Origin of the sequence: Vibrio nitrifigilis, assembly GCF_015686695.1 — a bacterium.
Lineage (GTDB): Bacteria > Pseudomonadota > Gammaproteobacteria > Enterobacterales > Vibrionaceae > Vibrio > Vibrio nitrifigilis.
The window spans coordinates 577,705-595,872 of the sequence record NZ_JADPMR010000001.1; the positions used below are offsets into that span (position 1 = coordinate 577,705).

Annotated in this window: 19 protein-coding genes; 11 read left to right on the top strand and 8 right to left on the bottom strand. The window is 41.7% G+C overall.

Annotation, left to right across the window (positions count from 1 at the left end; genetic code table 11):
• Positions 1-120: 120 nt before the first annotated feature.
• On the top strand, positions 121-1,191 hold the full coding sequence (locus I1A42_RS02625; RefSeq protein WP_196122575.1) for an AI-2E family transporter: 1,071 nt from the start codon (positions 121-123) through the stop codon (positions 1,189-1,191).
• Between the two features lie 163 nt (positions 1,192-1,354).
• A complete protein-coding gene (locus I1A42_RS02630) occupies positions 1,355-3,226 on the top strand; it encodes a methyl-accepting chemotaxis protein (RefSeq protein WP_161153351.1) in 1,872 nt (623 codons plus the stop codon).
• Positions 3,227-3,313: 87 nt separating this feature from the next.
• Here I1A42_RS02630 and bcp read toward each other — a convergent pair whose 3' ends face one another.
• Complete coding sequence (gene bcp, locus I1A42_RS02635) at positions 3,314-3,787, bottom strand: thioredoxin-dependent thiol peroxidase (RefSeq protein WP_196123765.1); 474 nt, start codon at positions 3,785-3,787, stop codon at positions 3,314-3,316.
• 13 nt (positions 3,788-3,800) lie between these two features.
• The gene (locus tag I1A42_RS02640) at positions 3,801-4,343 is read right to left on the bottom strand and encodes a glycine cleavage system protein R (RefSeq protein WP_161153352.1); all 543 of its coding nucleotides are present in this window, start codon (positions 4,341-4,343) and stop codon (positions 3,801-3,803) included.
• 280 nt (positions 4,344-4,623) lie between these two features.
• Here I1A42_RS02640 and dapA point away from each other — a divergent pair, with 280 nt between their 5' ends.
• A complete protein-coding gene (gene dapA / locus I1A42_RS02645) occupies positions 4,624-5,499 on the top strand; it encodes a 4-hydroxy-tetrahydrodipicolinate synthase (protein ID WP_196122576.1) in 876 nt (291 codons plus the stop codon).
• A 69-nt stretch (positions 5,500-5,568) separates the two neighbouring features.
• Positions 5,569-6,606 carry an outer membrane protein assembly factor BamC gene (gene bamC, locus I1A42_RS02650; protein ID WP_196122577.1) on the top strand — a complete coding sequence of 346 codons (1,038 nt, stop codon included), beginning with the start codon at positions 5,569-5,571 and terminating at the stop codon, positions 6,604-6,606.
• A 45-nt stretch (positions 6,607-6,651) separates the two neighbouring features.
• Here the strand turns inward: bamC and I1A42_RS02655 are convergent, their stop codons facing one another.
• The 4 genes from I1A42_RS02655 to I1A42_RS02670 form a co-directional block, all read right to left on the bottom strand.
• Positions 6,652-6,900 (bottom strand): DUF2897 family protein, encoded by a 249-nt coding sequence (locus I1A42_RS02655; protein WP_196122578.1) that lies wholly within the window; start codon positions 6,898-6,900, stop codon positions 6,652-6,654.
• A gap of 28 nt (positions 6,901-6,928) precedes the next feature.
• Positions 6,929-7,603 carry a M15 family metallopeptidase gene (locus I1A42_RS02660; RefSeq protein ID WP_196122579.1) on the bottom strand — a complete coding sequence of 225 codons (675 nt, stop codon included), beginning with the start codon at positions 7,601-7,603 and terminating at the stop codon, positions 6,929-6,931.
• Positions 7,604-7,667: 64 nt separating this feature from the next.
• Positions 7,668-8,804, bottom strand: a complete 1,137-nt coding sequence (gene dapE, locus I1A42_RS02665) for a succinyl-diaminopimelate desuccinylase (protein ID WP_196122580.1) — start codon at positions 8,802-8,804, stop codon at positions 7,668-7,670.
• 14 nt (positions 8,805-8,818) lie between these two features.
• Positions 8,819-9,166 carry an ArsC family reductase gene (locus tag I1A42_RS02670; protein WP_196122581.1) on the bottom strand — a complete coding sequence of 116 codons (348 nt, stop codon included), beginning with the start codon at positions 9,164-9,166 and terminating at the stop codon, positions 8,819-8,821.
• A gap of 324 nt (positions 9,167-9,490) precedes the next feature.
• Between I1A42_RS02670 and I1A42_RS02675 the strand changes: the two genes are divergently transcribed.
• Positions 9,491-9,778, top strand: coding sequence for a winged helix-turn-helix domain-containing protein (locus I1A42_RS02675; protein WP_161153359.1), 288 nt, complete (start codon positions 9,491-9,493; stop codon positions 9,776-9,778).
• 43 nt (positions 9,779-9,821) lie between these two features.
• Here I1A42_RS02675 and I1A42_RS02680 read toward each other — a convergent pair whose 3' ends face one another.
• On the bottom strand, positions 9,822-10,175 hold the full coding sequence (locus I1A42_RS02680; RefSeq protein WP_196122582.1) for a DUF2956 domain-containing protein: 354 nt from the start codon (positions 10,173-10,175) through the stop codon (positions 9,822-9,824).
• A gap of 241 nt (positions 10,176-10,416) precedes the next feature.
• On the opposite strand from I1A42_RS02680, the gene I1A42_RS02685 reads away from it, so the two are divergent.
• Together I1A42_RS02685 and I1A42_RS02690 are read left to right on the top strand one after the other, a co-directional pair.
• A complete protein-coding gene (locus tag I1A42_RS02685; RefSeq protein WP_196122583.1) occupies positions 10,417-10,884 on the top strand; it encodes a DUF2919 domain-containing protein in 468 nt (155 codons plus the stop codon).
• A 110-nt stretch (positions 10,885-10,994) separates the two neighbouring features.
• Entirely contained in the window at positions 10,995-11,900 is a 906-nt protein-coding gene (locus I1A42_RS02690; RefSeq protein ID WP_196122584.1) for a Dyp-type peroxidase, read from the top strand.
• A gap of 87 nt (positions 11,901-11,987) precedes the next feature.
• On the opposite strand, the gene I1A42_RS02695 is transcribed toward I1A42_RS02690, so the two are convergent.
• Positions 11,988-13,118, bottom strand: a complete 1,131-nt coding sequence (locus tag I1A42_RS02695; protein WP_196122585.1) for a flagellin — start codon at positions 13,116-13,118, stop codon at positions 11,988-11,990.
• Positions 13,119-13,561: 443 nt separating this feature from the next.
• Between I1A42_RS02695 and I1A42_RS02700 the strand changes: the two genes are divergently transcribed.
• From I1A42_RS02700 to flaG, 4 genes are all read left to right on the top strand, one after another.
• Positions 13,562-14,695, top strand: a complete 1,134-nt coding sequence (locus I1A42_RS02700) for a flagellin (protein WP_161153364.1) — start codon at positions 13,562-13,564, stop codon at positions 14,693-14,695.
• Positions 14,696-15,133: 438 nt separating this feature from the next.
• Complete coding sequence (locus tag I1A42_RS02705; RefSeq protein WP_161153365.1) at positions 15,134-16,267, top strand: flagellin; 1,134 nt, start codon at positions 15,134-15,136, stop codon at positions 16,265-16,267.
• Between the two features lie 228 nt (positions 16,268-16,495).
• Positions 16,496-17,626 carry a flagellin gene (locus I1A42_RS02710; protein ID WP_161153366.1) on the top strand — a complete coding sequence of 377 codons (1,131 nt, stop codon included), beginning with the start codon at positions 16,496-16,498 and terminating at the stop codon, positions 17,624-17,626.
• Positions 17,627-17,698: 72 nt separating this feature from the next.
• Positions 17,699-18,160: a flagellar protein FlaG gene (gene flaG, locus I1A42_RS02715; protein ID WP_161153367.1), complete on the top strand. Its 462-nt coding sequence runs from the start codon at positions 17,699-17,701 to the stop codon at positions 18,158-18,160.
• Positions 18,161-18,168: the final 8 nt, after the last annotated feature.

Below are 18,168 nucleotides of genomic sequence, written 5' to 3' on the forward strand. Positions count from 1 at the left end.
CACTGTGATTAGCGCAACGCTATGCTTCTTGAAAGAAAACCAGCACAACGATGTTGTGGGTTATCTGATCCCATTGTGTAGCATTCCCCAAGTATTTACATTTAAAGGAGTTAGGGATTCATGTTTGAAATGGTGAGTCGTTGGTATCAACGGCGTTTTTCCGATCCCAATGCTGTCAGTCTCATTGCCATTCTGCTATTCGGATTTATTGTTATCTACTTTTTTGGTGATTTGATAGCACCTTTACTCGTTGCCGTTGTGCTTGCTTATTTACTTGAATGGCCTGTGGTACAGCTGCGCCGTCTAAAATTGCCGCGGACTGTAGCAGTTGTGTTGGTGTTACTGCTTTTTATAGGTGTGATGTTAATTGCGCTGTTAGGACTGGTACCTACCATGTGGAAGCAGATCGCGAATTTGGTTAATGATATTCCATCAATGTATAACGGGCTGCAAAAATTTATCGCGACGATTCCCCAACGTTATCCAGAACTAGCGGATTTAGATATCGTAGAACCCATAATGAATAACGCAAAAGACAAGGCGTTAGGGGTCGGTGAATCGATTGTCACTGAATCTCTCTCATCATTAGTCAGTATTGCCACATTAGCGATTTATCTGATTTTAGTGCCTTTATTGGTGTTCTTTTTTCTTAAAGATAAAAACCAAATGATGGGATCTGTGAGTAAATTGATGCCTCGGAATCGAGTGCTCGCTAAACAAGTCTGGGTAGAAATGAACCAACAAATTTCTAACTATATCCGTGGTAAGGTATTGGAAATTCTCATTGTTGGTCTTGTCAGCTATGTTACTTTTGCGGTGCTTGATTTGCGTTACTCGGTACTTTTGGCCGTGGCGGTTGGTCTATCGGTATTAATTCCGTACATAGGGGCCGCTGCGGTGACGGTACCTGTTGCGATTGTTGGTTTATTCCAATGGGGCATGAGTCCTGAATTTTATACTCTGTTGGTGGCCTATGGAATTATTCAAGCGCTAGATGGAAACGTGCTTGTGCCTATCTTATTTTCTGAAGCCGTTAATCTCCATCCCGTGGCTATTATCGCAGCGGTACTGATTTTTGGTGGGCTATGGGGTTTTTGGGGGGTATTTTTTGCTATTCCACTCGCAACCTTAGTCAAAGCTGTTTGGCATGCGTTACCCGCTCAGGATGATGAGGTGGCTAATACACCGTGATCTTGACCGAGTACATCGCACCATCCACTCAGTTTGATGCGAATAATTCGTAAATTATTGTCATTTCATTCAAGTATTTGCATAACCTTGCCGATAGTACTTAACGGTGAGCTAATAATGCGCGCGAGAACTAAATTAGGATAGTAAGTTGTAGAGGGAATATATGAAATTTAGTCAAAAAATCGTTGCTGCTTCGTCAGTATTGCTATTAGTAACAATAGCTTTACTGTCGATTCAGCAGTTGTCGACTGTGCGGACTCAAGTTGAGTCATTGGTAAATACAAGTTTGAAAGAGATGGTTAATGGGGTAGAAAACACCATTAGCTCTGAAATGCAAAGCAAGAAATCGATGGCCCAAGCGGCTACAGAAATATTAGCTATTGATCCTACCAATCGTGATTATGTTAAAAATGTGATTGAAAAGCCGACGTTAAAAAGTAACTTTCTTGCCATAGGGTTAGGTTACCAAAGCGATGGTAAAACGGTCGAAAATGATGATGGATGGGTTCCAGCAGCAGATTATGATCCTCGTGTTCGTCCTTGGTATAAGGATGCTAAAAATGCAGGTAAGATAACAATTACCCAGCCTTATCTTGATATGTCGACCAAAAAAATGATCATATCAATCAGCACTCCAGTGGAAAAAGATGGGCAATATATCGGTTCGATGTTTTATGACCTAGAGTTGAGTAAGCTTGCGAAATTAGTCAATTCTGTGAATCTATTTGATGCCGGCTACCTTTTCCTTATCACTTCTAATGGTACCACAATTGCTCATCCTGATATTAAAAACAATGGTAAAAACGTCAGCGAATATTTACCTGGTGTGAAGGTTCAACAGGGCTCACAAGAGGTCACTCTCAACGGTAATAAGTATCTGGTTGGTTTAACGCCTATCCCATCAGAAGGATGGTATGTGGGTTCTATTGTGGATGAGTCGGTCGCTTTTTCTGCATTAAGCAAATTGAGAAATAGCTCAATTATTTATGCTGTTATCGCGTTAGTGATTAGTGTTGTTTGCTTGACGTTACTGATTCGTTTCTTGATGCGACCTCTGGTTGTATTACGTGATGCGATTAAAGATGTGGCATCTGGGCACGGTGATTTAACTCAGCGTATCGATACCAACACGGATCCAGAATTTGCCGAACTTGCCGAAGGTTTTAACACCTTTAATGGTACCTTGCAGCAACTTATCCAGCAATCCAAAGCGATTGGTCAAGAAATTATTCATGGTACAGAGCAAACGCTGCAGGGCTCTCGGCAATCAGTAGATGCTTTACAACAACAGTTACAAGAACTTGAACAGCTTGCAACGGCAATGCATGAAATGTCAGTGACGGCGACGCAGGTGGCAGGTAATGCTCAAAGTGCGGCCTCCGCAGCTAAAGAAGCGGATATTGCAACTGAAGAGGGAACCAATGTGGTAAATGATACCACTCGTTCTATCGATGAATTGTCCGCCCGCATTGATCAAGCTGTTGAAGAAGTTCATGGCCTTGAATCCGCGACAGCTAACATTGAAACTATTTTGAAAGTGATCAGTGAAATTGCTGAGCAGACTAACCTTCTTGCGCTTAATGCGGCGATCGAAGCCGCTCGAGCGGGAGAATCTGGGCGTGGATTTGCCGTCGTAGCTGATGAGGTCCGAACTTTAGCATCACGAACTCAACAGTCGACGACGGAAATAAAAACAATGATTGAACAGCTGCAAGCTGGAGCTAGTTCAGTTTCTGTTGCGATGAATGAGAGTAAAACGACTGCTATCGATGCTGTTGAGAAATCAAAACTAGCAGATACGGCATTACAAACGATACGAGCGGCTATTTCTCAAATCAATGATATGAACATTCAAATTGCTTCAGCGGCAGAAGAGCAAAGTTTAGTCGCGGAAGAAATTAATAATAACACTGTGAAGATTAAAGATTTATCTACTCAAGTTGCGGATATCGCTGAAGGGTCCAACGTGTCCTTAGAAGCTCAAACGGAAAATGTCCGAGAGCAAGCGGCGATCATGAGTAAATTTATTGTGTAATCTTGATTCATTTTTCAATAAAAACGTCGCCAATTGGCGACGTTTCTTTTGAATAACTATTCATTTTTTATGATGAGTGATTAGTTGTTATTTGGTTCCCTGGTTAAGGTAGTCGAGAACAACTTCATGGTGAGTTTTCGTTTTGAATTTATTAAACACATGTTCAATCTCACCTTGCTCATTAATTAAAAAGCTGATGCGATGTAAGCCATCATAGACTTTGCCCATGAACTTTTTTTCACCCCAAACGCCAAATTTTTCAGCGACTGCATGGTCTTCATCAGAAAGAAGCGTGAAGTTTAGGTTATCGCGTTCAATAAATTTTCCTAAGCGTTTTACTGGATCGATACTGACACCAAGTACGACCACGTTCAGTTCGTCGAGCTCTGCTTTTACATCACGCATGCCTTGAGCTTGAACGGTACAACCTGGCGTCATTGCTTTCGGGTAAAAATAAAGTAGAACTTTTTTACCAGGAAAATCGCTTAAAGATATCGCCTTTCCGTCTTGGTCTGGGAGAGAAAAAGCTGGAGCTTTATCTCCTGCTTGCAGTGTATTCATCATGCTTCCTTTATTACTGACTATTTTTAATGAAATTTAAAGAGCCTTGTACATTGAGAGTGTCACATAACTGACCGAACTCCTCCTGTAACTGCATTAAGTTATACTCGCCGTCCACTTTTGCAGTAATTGCAATATGGAATTGATCGGTGGTGCTAGATACTTTATCTTTGTTGATGGTTTGGGCACTCAGGGATTCCATTCCAATATTTTGATTTGCAAAGAAATTTGTGAATTTTTCAGTTAAGCCTGGTTTATCTTCAGATTCGATAAAGACTTCAACTAAATAACTATTATCTAGGCTTTCATGCGGCGTTGTACGTTTCATCATTGTGATCAGATCATGCTCTTGGCCTAGAAGAGGCAGTCTAGTTTCGATACGTGACAGGGCGCTAGGGCTCCCTGAGACTAACATGATTAGCGTAAATTCCTTTCCAAACAACGCAATACGGCTATCGACGATATTTAGCTCTGATTGCGTGACGAGCCGGACTATTTCGTTACAAATGCCGGGGCGGTCTGTCCCTACCGCAGTAATCACTAAGTGTTGAGTCATGCTATTTCTTCACAATGTCTTTTTCGTTAATGTTATCACACCTGATGTATAGGGAAAGCGCGAGCAAAAGGCTTTTTAGTTTCGCTTTGCATCAAAATGGCATAAGACTGACATTGACTACAAGCCTTTGTTAATTAAGTATGTTAAAACAGTATTCTTGCTTTAGTTCTAACATCTGATAAATATTCATAAAAATGGTCTGTTTAAGCGTGTTTAATCTCTTGTGTTGCACAACGACGATGCAGTACCATGCAGAGAGTATTCATCTAGGGAGATAGACATGTTTTCAGGAAGTATCGTAGCGTTAATTACCCCCTTTACCTCAGCTGGCGAAGTGGATTATGCAGACCTCAAGAAGTTGGTCGAATATCATATCGCTTCGGGGACTGACGCTATTGTTTCTGTAGGGACGACAGGTGAATCTGCCACTCTGACCGTTGAAGAGCATGTCAAAGTCGTAGAAAAAACCGTGGAGTTTGCTGCAGGGCGTATTCCAGTGATTGCTGGAACTGGCGCTAATGCAACACATGAAGCTGTAGAGTTTTCTCGTTTGCTTGATAAAACGGGCATTGCCGCGTATTTAAGTGTGACCCCTTACTACAATAAGCCAACTCAAGAAGGTTTGTTCTTGCACTATCAGGCGATCGCTCAGGGCACTGATATCCCAATTATTCTATACAATGTACCAGGTCGTACTGGTGTTGATATGAAGCCAGAAACGGTGGCTCGTTTATCTGAAATTAACAATATTATTGGTTTGAAAGATGCAACGGGTGATTTGAGCCGTGTATCGCTACATCGTGAAATGTGTGACAAAGATTTTCTTTTGTTCAGTGGCGATGATGCAACGGGTTTAGATTCTATTAAATTAGGCGGTAACGGCGTTATCTCTGTTACCAACAATATTGCAGCAAAAGATATGGCGACAATGGTCCATGCCGCACTCAATGGTAACAATGCTGAAGCCGATGCAATAAACCAACGCTTAATGGCTCTACACAAAGGTTTATTCGTTGAATCAAGCCCTATCCCTGTAAAATGGGCTGCCCACAAGTTAGGTTTGATTTCAAATGGTGATCTACGTCTACCTTTGACGGAACTATCTGAACTAGCTCGACCAACTGTTGCCGAAGCGATTACCGCTGCCAAAATTTAATTATTGAGGCACTTTCGATTACAATGCCGAGGTATCAATTCTGTACCTCGGCTATTTTTAGGAGTTTCAATGAAGTTTTCGCGTCAGCTAGTTATTAGCTCACTAGCTGTGTTAGTGTTAAGCGCTTGTTCAAGCACCCCAGCAGAACGCCGTCAAGCAAAAGACGATTATGCCTATTTGGATGCCAAAGATTTTCATCAGTGGGCGATGCCAGAAGGTACTACTATCCATTTCTACCCTGATTATCAAATCCCACAAGGTAACTACCATGGTAGCGTAGGCGATAAAGTAGATATTCGTCCTCCGCAACAGATCCTCGAATTAATTCCTGGAGCTCGCGCGGAAGTGTCGAATGGCGATGCTTTGTTATGGATGGTTCGTCAAGATGAAGCGGATAAAGTGTGGAACACAACCAAACAAGCACTAACAGATAATAAAGTTCCTATGGTGAAAACCACGGATACTTTGTTAGAAACGGCATGGGTTCGTTGGGTTTCTAAGGATGAAGACGGTGAAATTGATGCTCGTTATCAAATTTCTCGTGTTCAAGCGAATCATCGCTTTGGGATCAAAGTGCACTTAGTTGATTTTCGTAGTGAAGGTACGCAAAAAACACCAAGTCCTGAGTATAAATCACGCTATACGGCCTATATGGCTAATATGATCACCACTCGTTATGATTCAGATTTACGTCATGAAGAGATGCGTAAAGCGCAGCGTTTAGTGAAACATATTCCAATTACGTTTGGTTACGATCGTAGTGGTTTGCCTGTGATGATAGCTCGTGCTGAGTATGATGTTTTCTGGCAGCGTTTACCGCAAATCCTAACACCAATGGGCTTCAATATTACTGACCGTAACCGTTCTCAAGGTACGGTAAAAGTGAAGTATAACGAACCGGATAGCGATTTCTGGACAGCACATAATACTCAACCTATTGATCTTGATTCTGGAGAGTACACCTTACTGTTAGGTGATTTAGGTAACCGTACATCGATAAACCTTACCGACTCAAAAGGTAAGCCAGTTAAAGAAGACATTTTGAAAGCACTAGTACCGCTTTGGTCTTCTGTGGTGGCTAAATCTCCAGCGCCTGCTGAAAAATAATTGCCATCGAAGTGATAGAAAAAGGATGCTTGTTTGCATCCTTTTTTATTGCTTATTCTTTGATGATGTTTCGTCGTTGTTTAATTGTTCGTGTGTTTTCTGCTCACTGTTCACTGATTCTGTTTGGTGTCCATCACATCGTTCTTTGTCTAACTGATTGAGACGGTCGAGGTCTTTTTTCTTCATGAATTCTTCGTATTTTATTTGTGAAGTGTATTTCAACGCCGCTATGTTTCCTACGATCACACAAATCACGACAATACTGATAACCCATGGGTTAAATAGTAAATCCATTTAGAATCACCTGAGCTTAAGGGAAAGCCTAATCGCTAATATTGACAATATACTGATTGTAGATCGAGGGTAGCTGATTAAGGATTGCTTGTTGTCCCAAAATTGGCGTTAAAGAGATCTGTTGAGTGAGCATCTCAAGCGAAAAGTTTTGCAGATAATGCGTTGCGGTTGCTCGATGGCTAATATGCCAAGGTTCAAATGCTACTCCATGGTTTTTTCCTTGAAATGGAAAGAAGAAACCATATTGTGCCGCATGTTGTTTTAACCATAGATAGAAGGAGTGTTGATGTCCGTTAAGGTACTCTTCTGGTTCTAGGTTTAACGTAACCCCGTCAGGTAGGGCATCTTTGTCAAATACATCAAAGTCAGATCCCCAATGATGCCGACTTGCGCCAGGTAAAGCAGACCAACGTAAAATCGCTTGAATCTGTTCTTCTTCACTGAGCGAATGAATATCGATAGGGTGGCTATTTTCATCCAGCACCGCCAGTTCACCAGACATTTTGCGATTCCAAATGGATAATTGGCGCTCAAATGAACGAAAACCACTAGCAATATGGAAATTGAAGCCATCGTTTAATGCGGCTTGGCGAAGATGGTGTAAATCGTCAGCAACACTAGATGCGACTAAAAAAGTTTTTTGGCCTATCTGTTCAGGTTGCAAATGGGTGTCTGTTTGACCTGTCAATTGCTTTGGTGTCATGACGTTACCGTTTATAGAATCAAAGAAAGCCCAAGTTATCGGAAAAGATAACTTGGGTCATTCATTACTTAGCCAATAAATGGTTAAGAGTATGTTGGTACATATCCGTCAGTTTCTCAAGGTCTTCAACTTTAACGCACTCATTGACCTTGTGTATGGTGGCGTTCACAGGACCAAGCTCGACAACTTGAGCTCCCATGCGAGCGATAAAGCGACCATCTGATGTTCCGCCTGTGGTCAGTAACTGAGGTGCTTCTTCATTGACTTCTGTCACGCCGCTCACCACAGATTTCAGTAAAGAACCTTGGTCAGTTAAAAATGGGTGGCCGCTTAGGGTCCATTTCAGGTCATAATCCAACGCATGTTTATCGAGAATAGCGTGAACTTTTTCTTTTATCGCCACATCAGTGAGTTCGGTGCTAAAGCGGAAATTGAACTGAACGTCACATTCCCCAGGAACCACGTTAGAAGCGCCTGTGCCAGCATGAAGGTTAGGAATTTGAAAACTGGTTGGAGGAAAGTAGTCATTCCCCTTATCCCATTCTGTTGTTGCGAGTTCAGCTAATGCAGGTAGGGCATGATGAACAGGGTTTTTTGCCAAGTGTGGATAAGCAACGTGACCTTGTACCCCTTTCACTTTTAAGTCACCAGTAATTGAACCACGACGACCATTTTTTACCACATCGCCGACATAGTTGGTGCTGGATGGTTCACCCACAATGCACATATCAATGGGTTCATTGCGAGCCATTAGAGTATCCACGACGCGAGTGGTGCCGTTAATGAATGGACCTTCTTCATCTGAGGTAATTAGGAAGGCGATTGATCCATTATGATCAGGATGCTCGGCAATAAATCGCTCGACTGCAACGATCATACAAGCAAGGGAGCCTTTCATATCTGCAGCGCCCCGGCCATGCAGCATACCGTCAATGACAGTGGGCTCAAATGGGGCGGTATCCCAGTGATCGAGATTACCCGCGGGTACGACATCAGTGTGGCCAGCAAAGGCAAATAATGGCGCTTGTGTGCCACGGCGGGCCCAAAAGTTGGTGGTATCTTCAAATACCATGACTTCTATTTCAAAGCCTAAAGCTTTGAGACGCTCAATCATTACTTGTTGGCAACCCGCATCTTCAGGTGTTACTGATTTACGGCTAATGAGGTCTTTGGCGAGAGCCAATACAGGGCTGTCCGTCATCCTTGAATTCCTTGTTAAGCAAAAATAGAAGAGTATTGTTCAGGTTTAAAACCAAGGTGTAGATCATTGTTAACGCGTAAAATAGGGCGTTTGATCATCGCGGGTTTTTCCACGAGTAGTGCAACAGCATTAGTTTCATTCAACGATTCTTTTTGTTCAGCTGTCAGTTGGCGGTAAGTCGTGCCACGTTTGTTTAAAACATTTTCCCAGCCAAGGTTTGAACAAAACTCCGCGACCATATCTGCATCCACACCTTGCTTACGGTAATCATGGAATTGATAGTCGATGCCTGCTTGTTCTAGCCATTTACGTGCTTTTTTTATGGTATCGCAGTTTGGGATGCCATACATGGTAATACTCATAATTATCCTTGTGAGACTGAATTATTATGCCCCTAGCAGATGTTGCTGCCGGGTGTTACTTATTTGGGTAAATCCTAACAGGAAGCAGGCCATGTGACAAAGTCTATCCCCACGGTTGTTTGGTTATTAATGCTTAACTTGAGGCGAATAAAATTGCATTAATAGCCGCTTTACATAGCATCACCAAAACATTCCACGTGATAATCAAGGCTGAGGCACAAATTTTACGATAAAGACCCTATCGATCGTAGAGTTATTGATCAATCTCAACACTCTGAAAATTAAAACAGAAATAATGGGTGCTGCACAACTTAGGAGGTATCAATGGAATTGAGTCCAGTTTTTGCGAGGCGACTGTATTTAGCATTGTTGGTTGAGAGCCTTGAACGACCAAATGTGCCCAAGTTGATTGAAAAGACCGGTTGGCCACGTCGTACTATTCAAGACGTGATTAAAGCATTACCGGGTATTGGTATTGAGCTCATGTTTGTTCAAGATGGGCGGCGTCATAACGATGGCTATTATCAATTATCAGATTGGGGACCATTCGATAGTCAATGGGTGCTAGACCGTAGAGGTGATATTGCAGAAAGCCTTGGATTCAGAGCATAAAAAGCCAGCCCATGCTGGCTTTTTCTTATTAAACAGCACTAATTTAGGCTTTGTTTATTAACAGGTAAGCGATAAAACCAACCCAGCTTATTGCCAATAAAGCCCATGGTAGGAAGCGACTACGTTGTGAAGCGTGTTGCGGATCTATATCTTGCTGAGTGGTCGCATTAGAATCTATCGCTTGTTCTATCTGTTTTTGTTTTTGAGCTCTTTTTTTGGCTTTATCTGCCTGTCTACTTTTCTCCTTTTGCTGTTTTTTATAAAGAGCAATGCCTTTTTCTATTCCTTGAGCAATCAATTTGGTTTGTTCTTTCGTTTGTCCTGGTTTCTGTGTTGCTTTGGCGATTTGTGCTGCTTCATTTTGCGTTTCAACAGAGGGGACTGACTTGTTTTTCATAAGATTATCCAATTGAATAGTAAATGTATCAGTGCTGAATCCTGCAGCTTAAGATTATCTGGGGATACAATATTTTTCTTTATAGATTAACATGATACCTATTCCTAAGTAACAGTAGAATGAGGTTACTTGGCGGATAATACATAGCAGTTTCTCGTGGAAGCCAAGAGATAGTTATATTTGGCATAGAAATTAACCACATGAAATGGTAATAAGTATTGTTAAAATCATTAGGTGGTTAGTGAAATATTCAATTGATAGATATAATGCGGATGGTTATCTCAGTCCGCCGATTTGGTTGTGGCTAGGGTGGGGTTGGTTAGCAAAAGCTTGGGTTGTACTTGTTATGGCTGGAGTAAGCCGAGATACAGGATCTCAATTATTAGAGTTGTTCTATCCACAAAAGGGTCATTTATACATAGAGTTAGTACTTGGGTTGCCCTCGTTGGTATACATGTGGTTGGTGCATTTGAGGGGGCCTGATAGACAAGCTTTGACCCATTTTATCCAAGCTTCGGCGAAGCCTATTACAATTATCATCACGCTAGTGCAATTTGGAATAGGCGTCTACACCATCTTGTTACACTATGGTCAGTTTTATTGGTTTAGTGGGCTTTCCTTAATGCTACTTTTGTGGTTTGGAATGTATTTACAACAAAGTCGAGTTGTTAAGGTTTGTTTTACTGGGCCATTTAAAGAAAAGGGATAGTCACCAACGTCATTCGGACTCCACTAATAAATGATGTTAGGTGACCATATTTATTTATTGCTATGACGAATGGCAATAAACACTGAAAGCAATATAAGTGAGCACACTCAATGTCACAATCACAGTCTGCAATCCTGCCGGAAGCAGGTCCTTTTGCATTATATGCAATGTTTAATATCACACAGAACCGAACTAAGGTGCTGGATAAGTTACAAGCATTACCTCGTTTGGTTGAAGAATTGAATCAACAACAGCCGGGTGCCAACTTGGTGGTGTCTATTTCATTTTCTCACGCGTTTTGGCAGCATCTAAATGCGCCTATGCCTCCTGAGTTGGTTGATTTTCCTCAGTTGGGCAGTGATAAGGTAACGGCACCTACTACCGAGATGGATTTCTTAATTCACTGTCATTCTACTCGCCATGATTTACTGTTTTATGTTTTACGCAATTGCTTATCTGACATCGCTGATGACGTTGATGTGGTTGATGAGGTTTATGGGTACCGTTATCTCGATTCGAGAGATATGACGGGCTTTATTGATGGAACAGAAAACCCTAAAAATGAAAAACGCCAAGAAGTCGCCATTGTTCCGGAAGGTGAATTCGCTGGTGGTAGTTATGTCATGGTTCAGCGTTATATTCATAACTTACCTGCGTGGAACCGTTTAAATATGTCTGCTCAAGAAAAGGTGATTGGAAGAACTAAACCTGATTCGGTTGAGCTAGATAATGTTCCACCGGCATCTCATGTTGGCCGTGTCGATATTAAAGAAGATGGCAAAGGCTTAAAAATTCTTCGTCATAGTTTGCCATATGGCTCAGTAACCGGTGATCACGGCTTATTATTCATTGCCTATTGTAATACTCTGCATAATTTCCAAGTGATGTTAAATAGCATGTTTGGTGAGTCTGATGGTAAAACTGACCAAATGCTTCGTTTTACTACTCCGGTAACAGGGGCTTACTTTTTTGCTCCATCACAAGAGATGTTAAATTCATTAGCGATTGAATCGTAAGATTGTGGTTGAATTAGATGATGAAAACAAAGGGCTCATTGGAGCCCTTTATTTTTTGGATAGCAAATATGTCGGATAGTAGCTAATTTAACGTAATAGACCTAATGCTGCCTGAGGTAACTGTTTCGCTTGCGCCAGAATAGCGCTTGATGCTTGCGATAAAATCTGGTCTTTAGTCATATCTGTGGTTGTCTTGGCAAAATCTGTATCACGAATCCGGCCATTGGAAGCGATGATATTTTCATTAATTTTAGTTAAATTATTGATGGTGTGGTCAAACCTGTTTTGTAATGCACCGAGCTGCCCTCGTTGCTGATCCACAAATTTAAGCGCGGCATCAATGACGCCAACAGCTTGCTGTGCTCCACCAACAGTCGTGACTTGAATGTCATTGACCGTTGTATCTTTACCTTGTTTGATGCCTAGTTCATCCGCTAATGACCCAGTAATTTTTACTGAGCCGTTTACGTTACTATTACCAGCAAATAATTGCAGTTGGCCATGCTCGTTAACTGACGCTTGTAACTGGTCGGTTTGTCCATTGATATAAGAGGCAAGCTCTTCAATGTTATCCCCTTTTTTAGCTGAAATGTTAATGGTTTGGGCTCGGTCGCCTCCGCCTAAAGTGATAGACAAGTCATTTTTACCACTAGAAACTTCCCAGTCTTGATCGGCTTCTTTCGTCGCTTGAAAGGTTTTTCCTCCCATCATTGCGACGTCTGAACCCATATTCTCCAGATGCAAATGTACTGCAGTACCGCCATCATTACCGATTTGGAATGATTTGGTCCCATAGGTGCCATTGAGTAATAAATCACCAGCAAAGGTAGTAGTTTTGGCAATATGATTTATTTCGTTATTAATTGCGGTAACATCTTGCTGAATTGCTTTACGGTCATCTTGAGAGTTTGAACCATTGGAGGCTTGTAATGATAAATCGCGCATGTTTCTTAGCAATTGGCTTGTTTCATCTAATGCACCATCGGCCGTTTGAGCAACAGAAATACCGTTGTGCGCATTCTGTATCGCCATATTTAAGCCACTACTTTGTTCCATAAGGCGATTAGATATTTGTAACCCAGCGGCATCGTCTGTTGCATTGTTTATGCGGTTACCTGAGGCTAATTTTTCCATGGCAGCCTCTTGACTACCACTTGATTTATTTAAATAGCGCTGGGCGTTTAGGGCAGCAACGTTACTGCGTATCCCGATAGTCACTTTCTAATTACTCCGACATATATTCATTTGATACACGGAATCCCCTGTATCAAAAATAATTAACGTATGATGTACCCATAATTAGCGGAGAGATTAAGGAAACCTTTAGTAATAAAACTTAAAAAATAGCATTTAAGTTCTGTTTGATTGAAAAATGCTCAAAATTAGTGATTTAAATACCTAACATATTAAATAATAATCATAATAAATAAATATTTACTTAATTAGTGTTTGGTTTTTTAGGAGGTGTTGCGCGATATTTTGTCGAGGTTATATATAAAATAAGTTGCTTTGTGTTATTTATATTAGAAAGGGCTTATTTTTACAGGTAAGAGAAAATAAGGCTTTTCTCGTCACAATAATCAAGTTTTTTCTAAAGTTTTTCTTGTTAGGCACGATAAGAGAATTAATGAGATTACTCTCTTATATAGTGCGGATAGCTTATGGCCATTACGGTAAATACGAACGTGGCAGCATTAGTCGCACAGAGACATCTTGCAAATTCAACGAATCTGTTAAATCAGTCGTTGGAGCGCTTATCTTCGGGTAGCCGTATTAACAGTGCTAAAGATGATGCGGCGGGCTTACAGATTTCTAACCGTTTAGAAACTCAGATGAGCGGGCTGGATGTGGCTGTACGGAATGCCAATGATGGAATATCGATTATGCAGACTGCTGAGGGGGCGATGAAAGAGTCGACGAACCTGTTGCAACGTATGCGTGATCTCTCTTTACAGGCTGCTAACGGTTCAAATAGTGATGATGACCGTCAATCTTTACAAGAAGAAATGGCGGCCCTTAATGATGAAATGAATCGAATTGCTGAAACAACATCATTTGGTGGACGGAAGTTATTAAATGGTTTATTTGGCTCTCCATCATTTCAAATTGGTGCTGGAAGTGGCGAAGCGGTTCAAATACCACTGAATAATATGCGAACTGACAGCATTAATATGGGTGGTTTTAGTTACATTGCAAAAAATGAAGCGGACAAGGGTTGGCGCGTCGAATCCGGGCAAAATCAGTTAACCATTCATTATACCGACGCGAAGGGACACTCCCAGACCATTAATATCAGTGCTAAAGCGGGTGATGATATTGAGCAAGTAGCGACTTATATTAATGGTCAAACTGACAAAATTTCTGCTTCTGTCAATCAACATGGGCAGTTACAGATTTATATGGCAGGGGCGAAAACCTCCGGTACGTTGTCATTTAGTGGTAGTTTAGCGAGTCAGCTTGATATGGGACTGGCAGGGTATGAATCTGTAAACAATATCGACATTACGTCCGTTGGTGGGGCGCAGCGTGCTGTCTCTGTTATTGATACTGCATTGAAGTATGTTGATAGCAATAGAGCAGGTATTGGTGCATTGCAGAACCGCTTCGGGCATGCAATTAGTAATCTGGATAATATTCACGAAAACTTAGCGGCTTCAAATAGCAGGATTAAAGATACGGATTACGCCAAAGAAACAACTGAAATGGTCCGACAGCAGATCTTGCAGCAAGTTGGCATGTCTATCTTAGCGCAAGCTAAAAAGCAGCCAAATCTCGTTGTCGCCTTATTGCAATAGTAAACGACATAACTAAAGCCGATTTCAACAGCCACTATTGAATAGTGGCTGTTTTATTTTAAAAGCTAATCGCGAACACTTATACCCAAGTAACCTCAAGATGCTGTTGCAGCGAGAATGGTTTCGCTCTTAGGTAAGGCTCTGCTGTGGATGAAGACTATTTTCGCTCATTATTTAGGCAAAATAAACGGTCTGAATATGAAGGGGGGAATGTATCGACACGGGAATCTATAGCTTTAGAAAAAATTTAAAAATAGCGTGAAATATGGTGATGTAATCACGTTTTTCAACGGGACGAATCTTTTTTTATTAAATTAGAAAAAAAACATTAAAGGTTCTGAAATTCATGCCGTTACAGAAAGTAACTTTGAGAGGACTACTTGGTTTTCCGAGACGTCGGAAACCGGAAACATCGGAAAATCAATTGGAGATATCAGCATGGCAGTTAATGTAAACACTAACGTATCAGCGATGACCGCACAACGTTACTTAAATAAAGCAACCGATGCACAACAAACAGCAATGGAACGTTTGTCATCAGGTTACCGTATCAACAGTGCAAAAGATGATGCGGCAGGTCTACAAATTTCTAACCGCTTGACAGCACAAAGTCGCGGCTTGGATGTAGCTGTACGCAACGCAAACGATGGTATTTCCATTGCGCAAACCGCTGAAGGTGCGATGAAGGAAACAACCAACATTCTGCAACGTATGCGTGACTTATCATTGCAATCATCGAACGGTTCAAACTCTACAGATGACCGTAAAGCGATTCAAGAAGAAGTAACAGCGTTAAATGACGAACTAAACCGCGTCGCAGAAACAACATCTTTTGGTGGTAATAAGCTACTTAATGGTACTTACGGTACTAAGTCATTCCAAATTGGCGCAAATAACGGTGAAGCGGTTATGTTGAACCTAAAAGGAATGCGTAGCGATAACGAATCTATGGGCGGCACTGCATTCAAAGCTGCTAATCCAAAAGATAAAGATTGGACTGTGCAAGCGGGGAAAAATGACTTAACCATTAATTTGACAGGTAAAGATGGCACTGTTCAAAATATCGATATCAAAGCTAAGAAAGGTGATGATATTGAAGAATTGGCTACTTATATCAATGGTCAGACTGATATGGTTCAAGCATCAGTTGATGATGACGGTAAACTACAAATCTTTGCTGGTGATGATAAAGTGAAAGGCGATGTCTCTTTCTCCGGTAACTTAGCTGGTGAACTGCAACTTCAACCAGGTAAGAAAGTCACAGTAAACGATATTGATGTTACTTCTGTTGGCGGTTCACAAGAAGCTGTTGGTGTTATCGACTCTGCATTGAAATACGTAGATTCTCAACGTGCTTCACTGGGTGCATTCCAAAACCGCTTTGGCCACGCTATCAGCAACTTGGATAACATCAACGAAAACGTTAATGCTTCTCGCAGCCGTATTCGTGATACTGATTTCGCGAAAGAAACCACTGCAATGACGAAAGCACAGATTCTTTCTCAAGCATCAAGTTCAATCTTGGCGCAAGCGAAACAAGCACCACAAGCGGCACTTAGCTTATTACGTTAAGTTATCAGCTAGAAAATTAGCTCTATATCAAAAATCCAGCTTCGGCTGGATTTTTTTTGCATAAAAAAAGAGGTGATAATCACACTTTTAATACAGATCAATAAATAAACACTATTTTATCTAAAGGATGTATAGAAGGGGCCGTTATAGACTACGAGAGAAATGAGATGTATCGGAGAGAGGTGAGAGACTCGAAGATGCATCAACTATCCGCCAAAGGAGATCACTATGGCAATTAACGTAAACACAAATGTGTCTGCGATGACTGCTCAGCGCTATTTAAATGGCGCGGCAGACAGTTCGCAAAAGTCCATGGAACGGTTGTCGTCTGGATATCGCATTAATAGTGCGAAGGATGATGCGGCCGGGTTACAGATTTCCAATCGTTTGACTTCTCAAAGTCGAGGATTGGATATGGCTGTTAAAAATGCGAATGACGGTATTTCTATTGCGCAAACAGCAGAAGGTGCAATGGGTGAAAGTACCAACATTCTTCAACGTATGCGCGATCTTGCGTTGCAATCATCAAATGGATCCAACTCTCGATCTGAGCGTGATGCAATTCAGGAAGAAGTCTCTGCGCTAAACGATGAATTAAATCGTATTGCTGAAACAACTTCTTTTGGTGGCAACAAACTTTTGAACGGCAAATTTGGTAGTAAGTCGTTTCAGATTGGTGCCGATTCTGGAGAAGCTGTGAAACTGAGCATGGGTGATTTACGTTCAGACAATATTGAAATGGGTGGACGAGCATACCATACCAAACAAGCCCTAGGCTCTGATTGGAAAGTGGGTGATGCTCGAGACATCACTTTTAGCTACACTAATTCATTAGGTGAAGCTAAAAATGTTTCGATCACGGCCAAAAAGGGTGATGACGTAGAAGAATTAGCGACATTCATCAATGGTCAAAGTGACGATATCAACGCTTCGGTCGGAGAAGGCGGTAAATTACAACTGTTTGCTTCTTCGCAAAAGATCACAGGCGATGTGACGATTGGTGGTGATCTAGGTTCTTCACTTGGCTTTGAACAAGGTAAGAATGTGACGGTCAAAGATATTAACGTATCAACGATCGGTGGATCACAAGAAGCGGTATCGGTTATTGATAGCGCGTTGAAAGCGGTTGATAGCCATCGAGCATCACTCGGGGCGTTCCAAAACCGTTTTGGGCATGCGATCAGTAACCTCGAAAATATCAACGAGAACGTCAATGCGTCTCGTAGTCGCATCAAGGATACTGACTACGCTAAAGAAACGACTGCTTTAACGAAAGCTCAGATATTGCAACAAGCAAGTACATCTGTGTTGGCGCAAGCTAAGCAGTCACCATCTGCGGCTCTAAGCCTACTGGGTTAAACCAGTAGACTTATATGGGCTTATAGGTGGCATATAGCTGTCTAGTCACCTAGAGGTGGAAGGGAGATTGTTATGGAAGTACCGTCCTACGCATCGAACATCCAGCCTTACGGCTCACAAAATGGCATTAAACTTGCTTCAGAAAACGATAGCGTGAAACGCGTTTCGAATTCGAAGGATGAACAACCCTCTGTCGGAGGTGCAGGCTCGATGCCCGATCCTGCAACTGAACAGATGAGAGAACGTCGCCGGCGTGCTGTTGACGCAACCAATGAAATGGTGCGTAAACGGGAGCAACTCAATGAGGAGCAACGCGCTAAAATGATGGAACAGATGCATGATTTTGTTAATTCCATTAATAAGGGGCTTTCTTTCAGAATGGACAAGGAATCCGGTCGAGAGGTAGTAACGATTTATGAAGCGTCAACAGGCGATGTCATACGTCAAATTCCTGAAGAAGAAATGCTTGAGGTACTGCGCCGCTTAGCGAAAGAGCAAGACCATAAATCTGGTCTTGTAAATGCCAAAGTGTGATTGTTTTA

Bases quoted from the DNA above. Each gene is read 5' to 3' on its own strand.
- I1A42_RS02625 (WP_196122575.1), top strand. From the start codon at position 121: ATGTTTGAAATGGTGAGTCGTTGGTATCAACGGCGTTTTTCCGATCCC.
- I1A42_RS02630 (WP_161153351.1), top strand. From the start codon at position 1,355: ATGAAATTTAGTCAAAAAATCGTTGCTGCTTCGTCAGTATTGCTATTA.
- bcp (WP_196123765.1), bottom strand. From the start codon at position 3,787: ATGAATACACTGCAAGCAGGAGATAAAGCTCCAGCTTTTTCTCTCCCA.
- I1A42_RS02640 (WP_161153352.1), bottom strand. From the start codon at position 4,343: ATGACTCAACACTTAGTGATTACTGCGGTAGGGACAGACCGCCCCGGC.
- dapA (WP_196122576.1), top strand. From the start codon at position 4,624: ATGTTTTCAGGAAGTATCGTAGCGTTAATTACCCCCTTTACCTCAGCT.
- bamC (WP_196122577.1), top strand. From the start codon at position 5,569: ATGAAGTTTTCGCGTCAGCTAGTTATTAGCTCACTAGCTGTGTTAGTG.
- I1A42_RS02655 (WP_196122578.1), bottom strand. From the start codon at position 6,900: ATGGATTTACTATTTAACCCATGGGTTATCAGTATTGTCGTGATTTGT.
- I1A42_RS02660 (WP_196122579.1), bottom strand. From the start codon at position 7,603: ATGACACCAAAGCAATTGACAGGTCAAACAGACACCCATTTGCAACCT.
- dapE (WP_196122580.1), bottom strand. From the start codon at position 8,804: ATGACGGACAGCCCTGTATTGGCTCTCGCCAAAGACCTCATTAGCCGT.
- I1A42_RS02670 (WP_196122581.1), bottom strand. From the start codon at position 9,166: ATGAGTATTACCATGTATGGCATCCCAAACTGCGATACCATAAAAAAA.
- I1A42_RS02675 (WP_161153359.1), top strand. From the start codon at position 9,491: ATGGAATTGAGTCCAGTTTTTGCGAGGCGACTGTATTTAGCATTGTTG.
- I1A42_RS02680 (WP_196122582.1), bottom strand. From the start codon at position 10,175: ATGAAAAACAAGTCAGTCCCCTCTGTTGAAACGCAAAATGAAGCAGCA.
- I1A42_RS02690 (WP_196122584.1), top strand. From the start codon at position 10,995: ATGTCACAATCACAGTCTGCAATCCTGCCGGAAGCAGGTCCTTTTGCA.
- I1A42_RS02700 (WP_161153364.1), top strand. From the start codon at position 13,562: ATGGCCATTACGGTAAATACGAACGTGGCAGCATTAGTCGCACAGAGA.
- I1A42_RS02705 (WP_161153365.1), top strand. From the start codon at position 15,134: ATGGCAGTTAATGTAAACACTAACGTATCAGCGATGACCGCACAACGT.
- I1A42_RS02710 (WP_161153366.1), top strand. From the start codon at position 16,496: ATGGCAATTAACGTAAACACAAATGTGTCTGCGATGACTGCTCAGCGC.
- flaG (WP_161153367.1), top strand. From the start codon at position 17,699: ATGGAAGTACCGTCCTACGCATCGAACATCCAGCCTTACGGCTCACAA.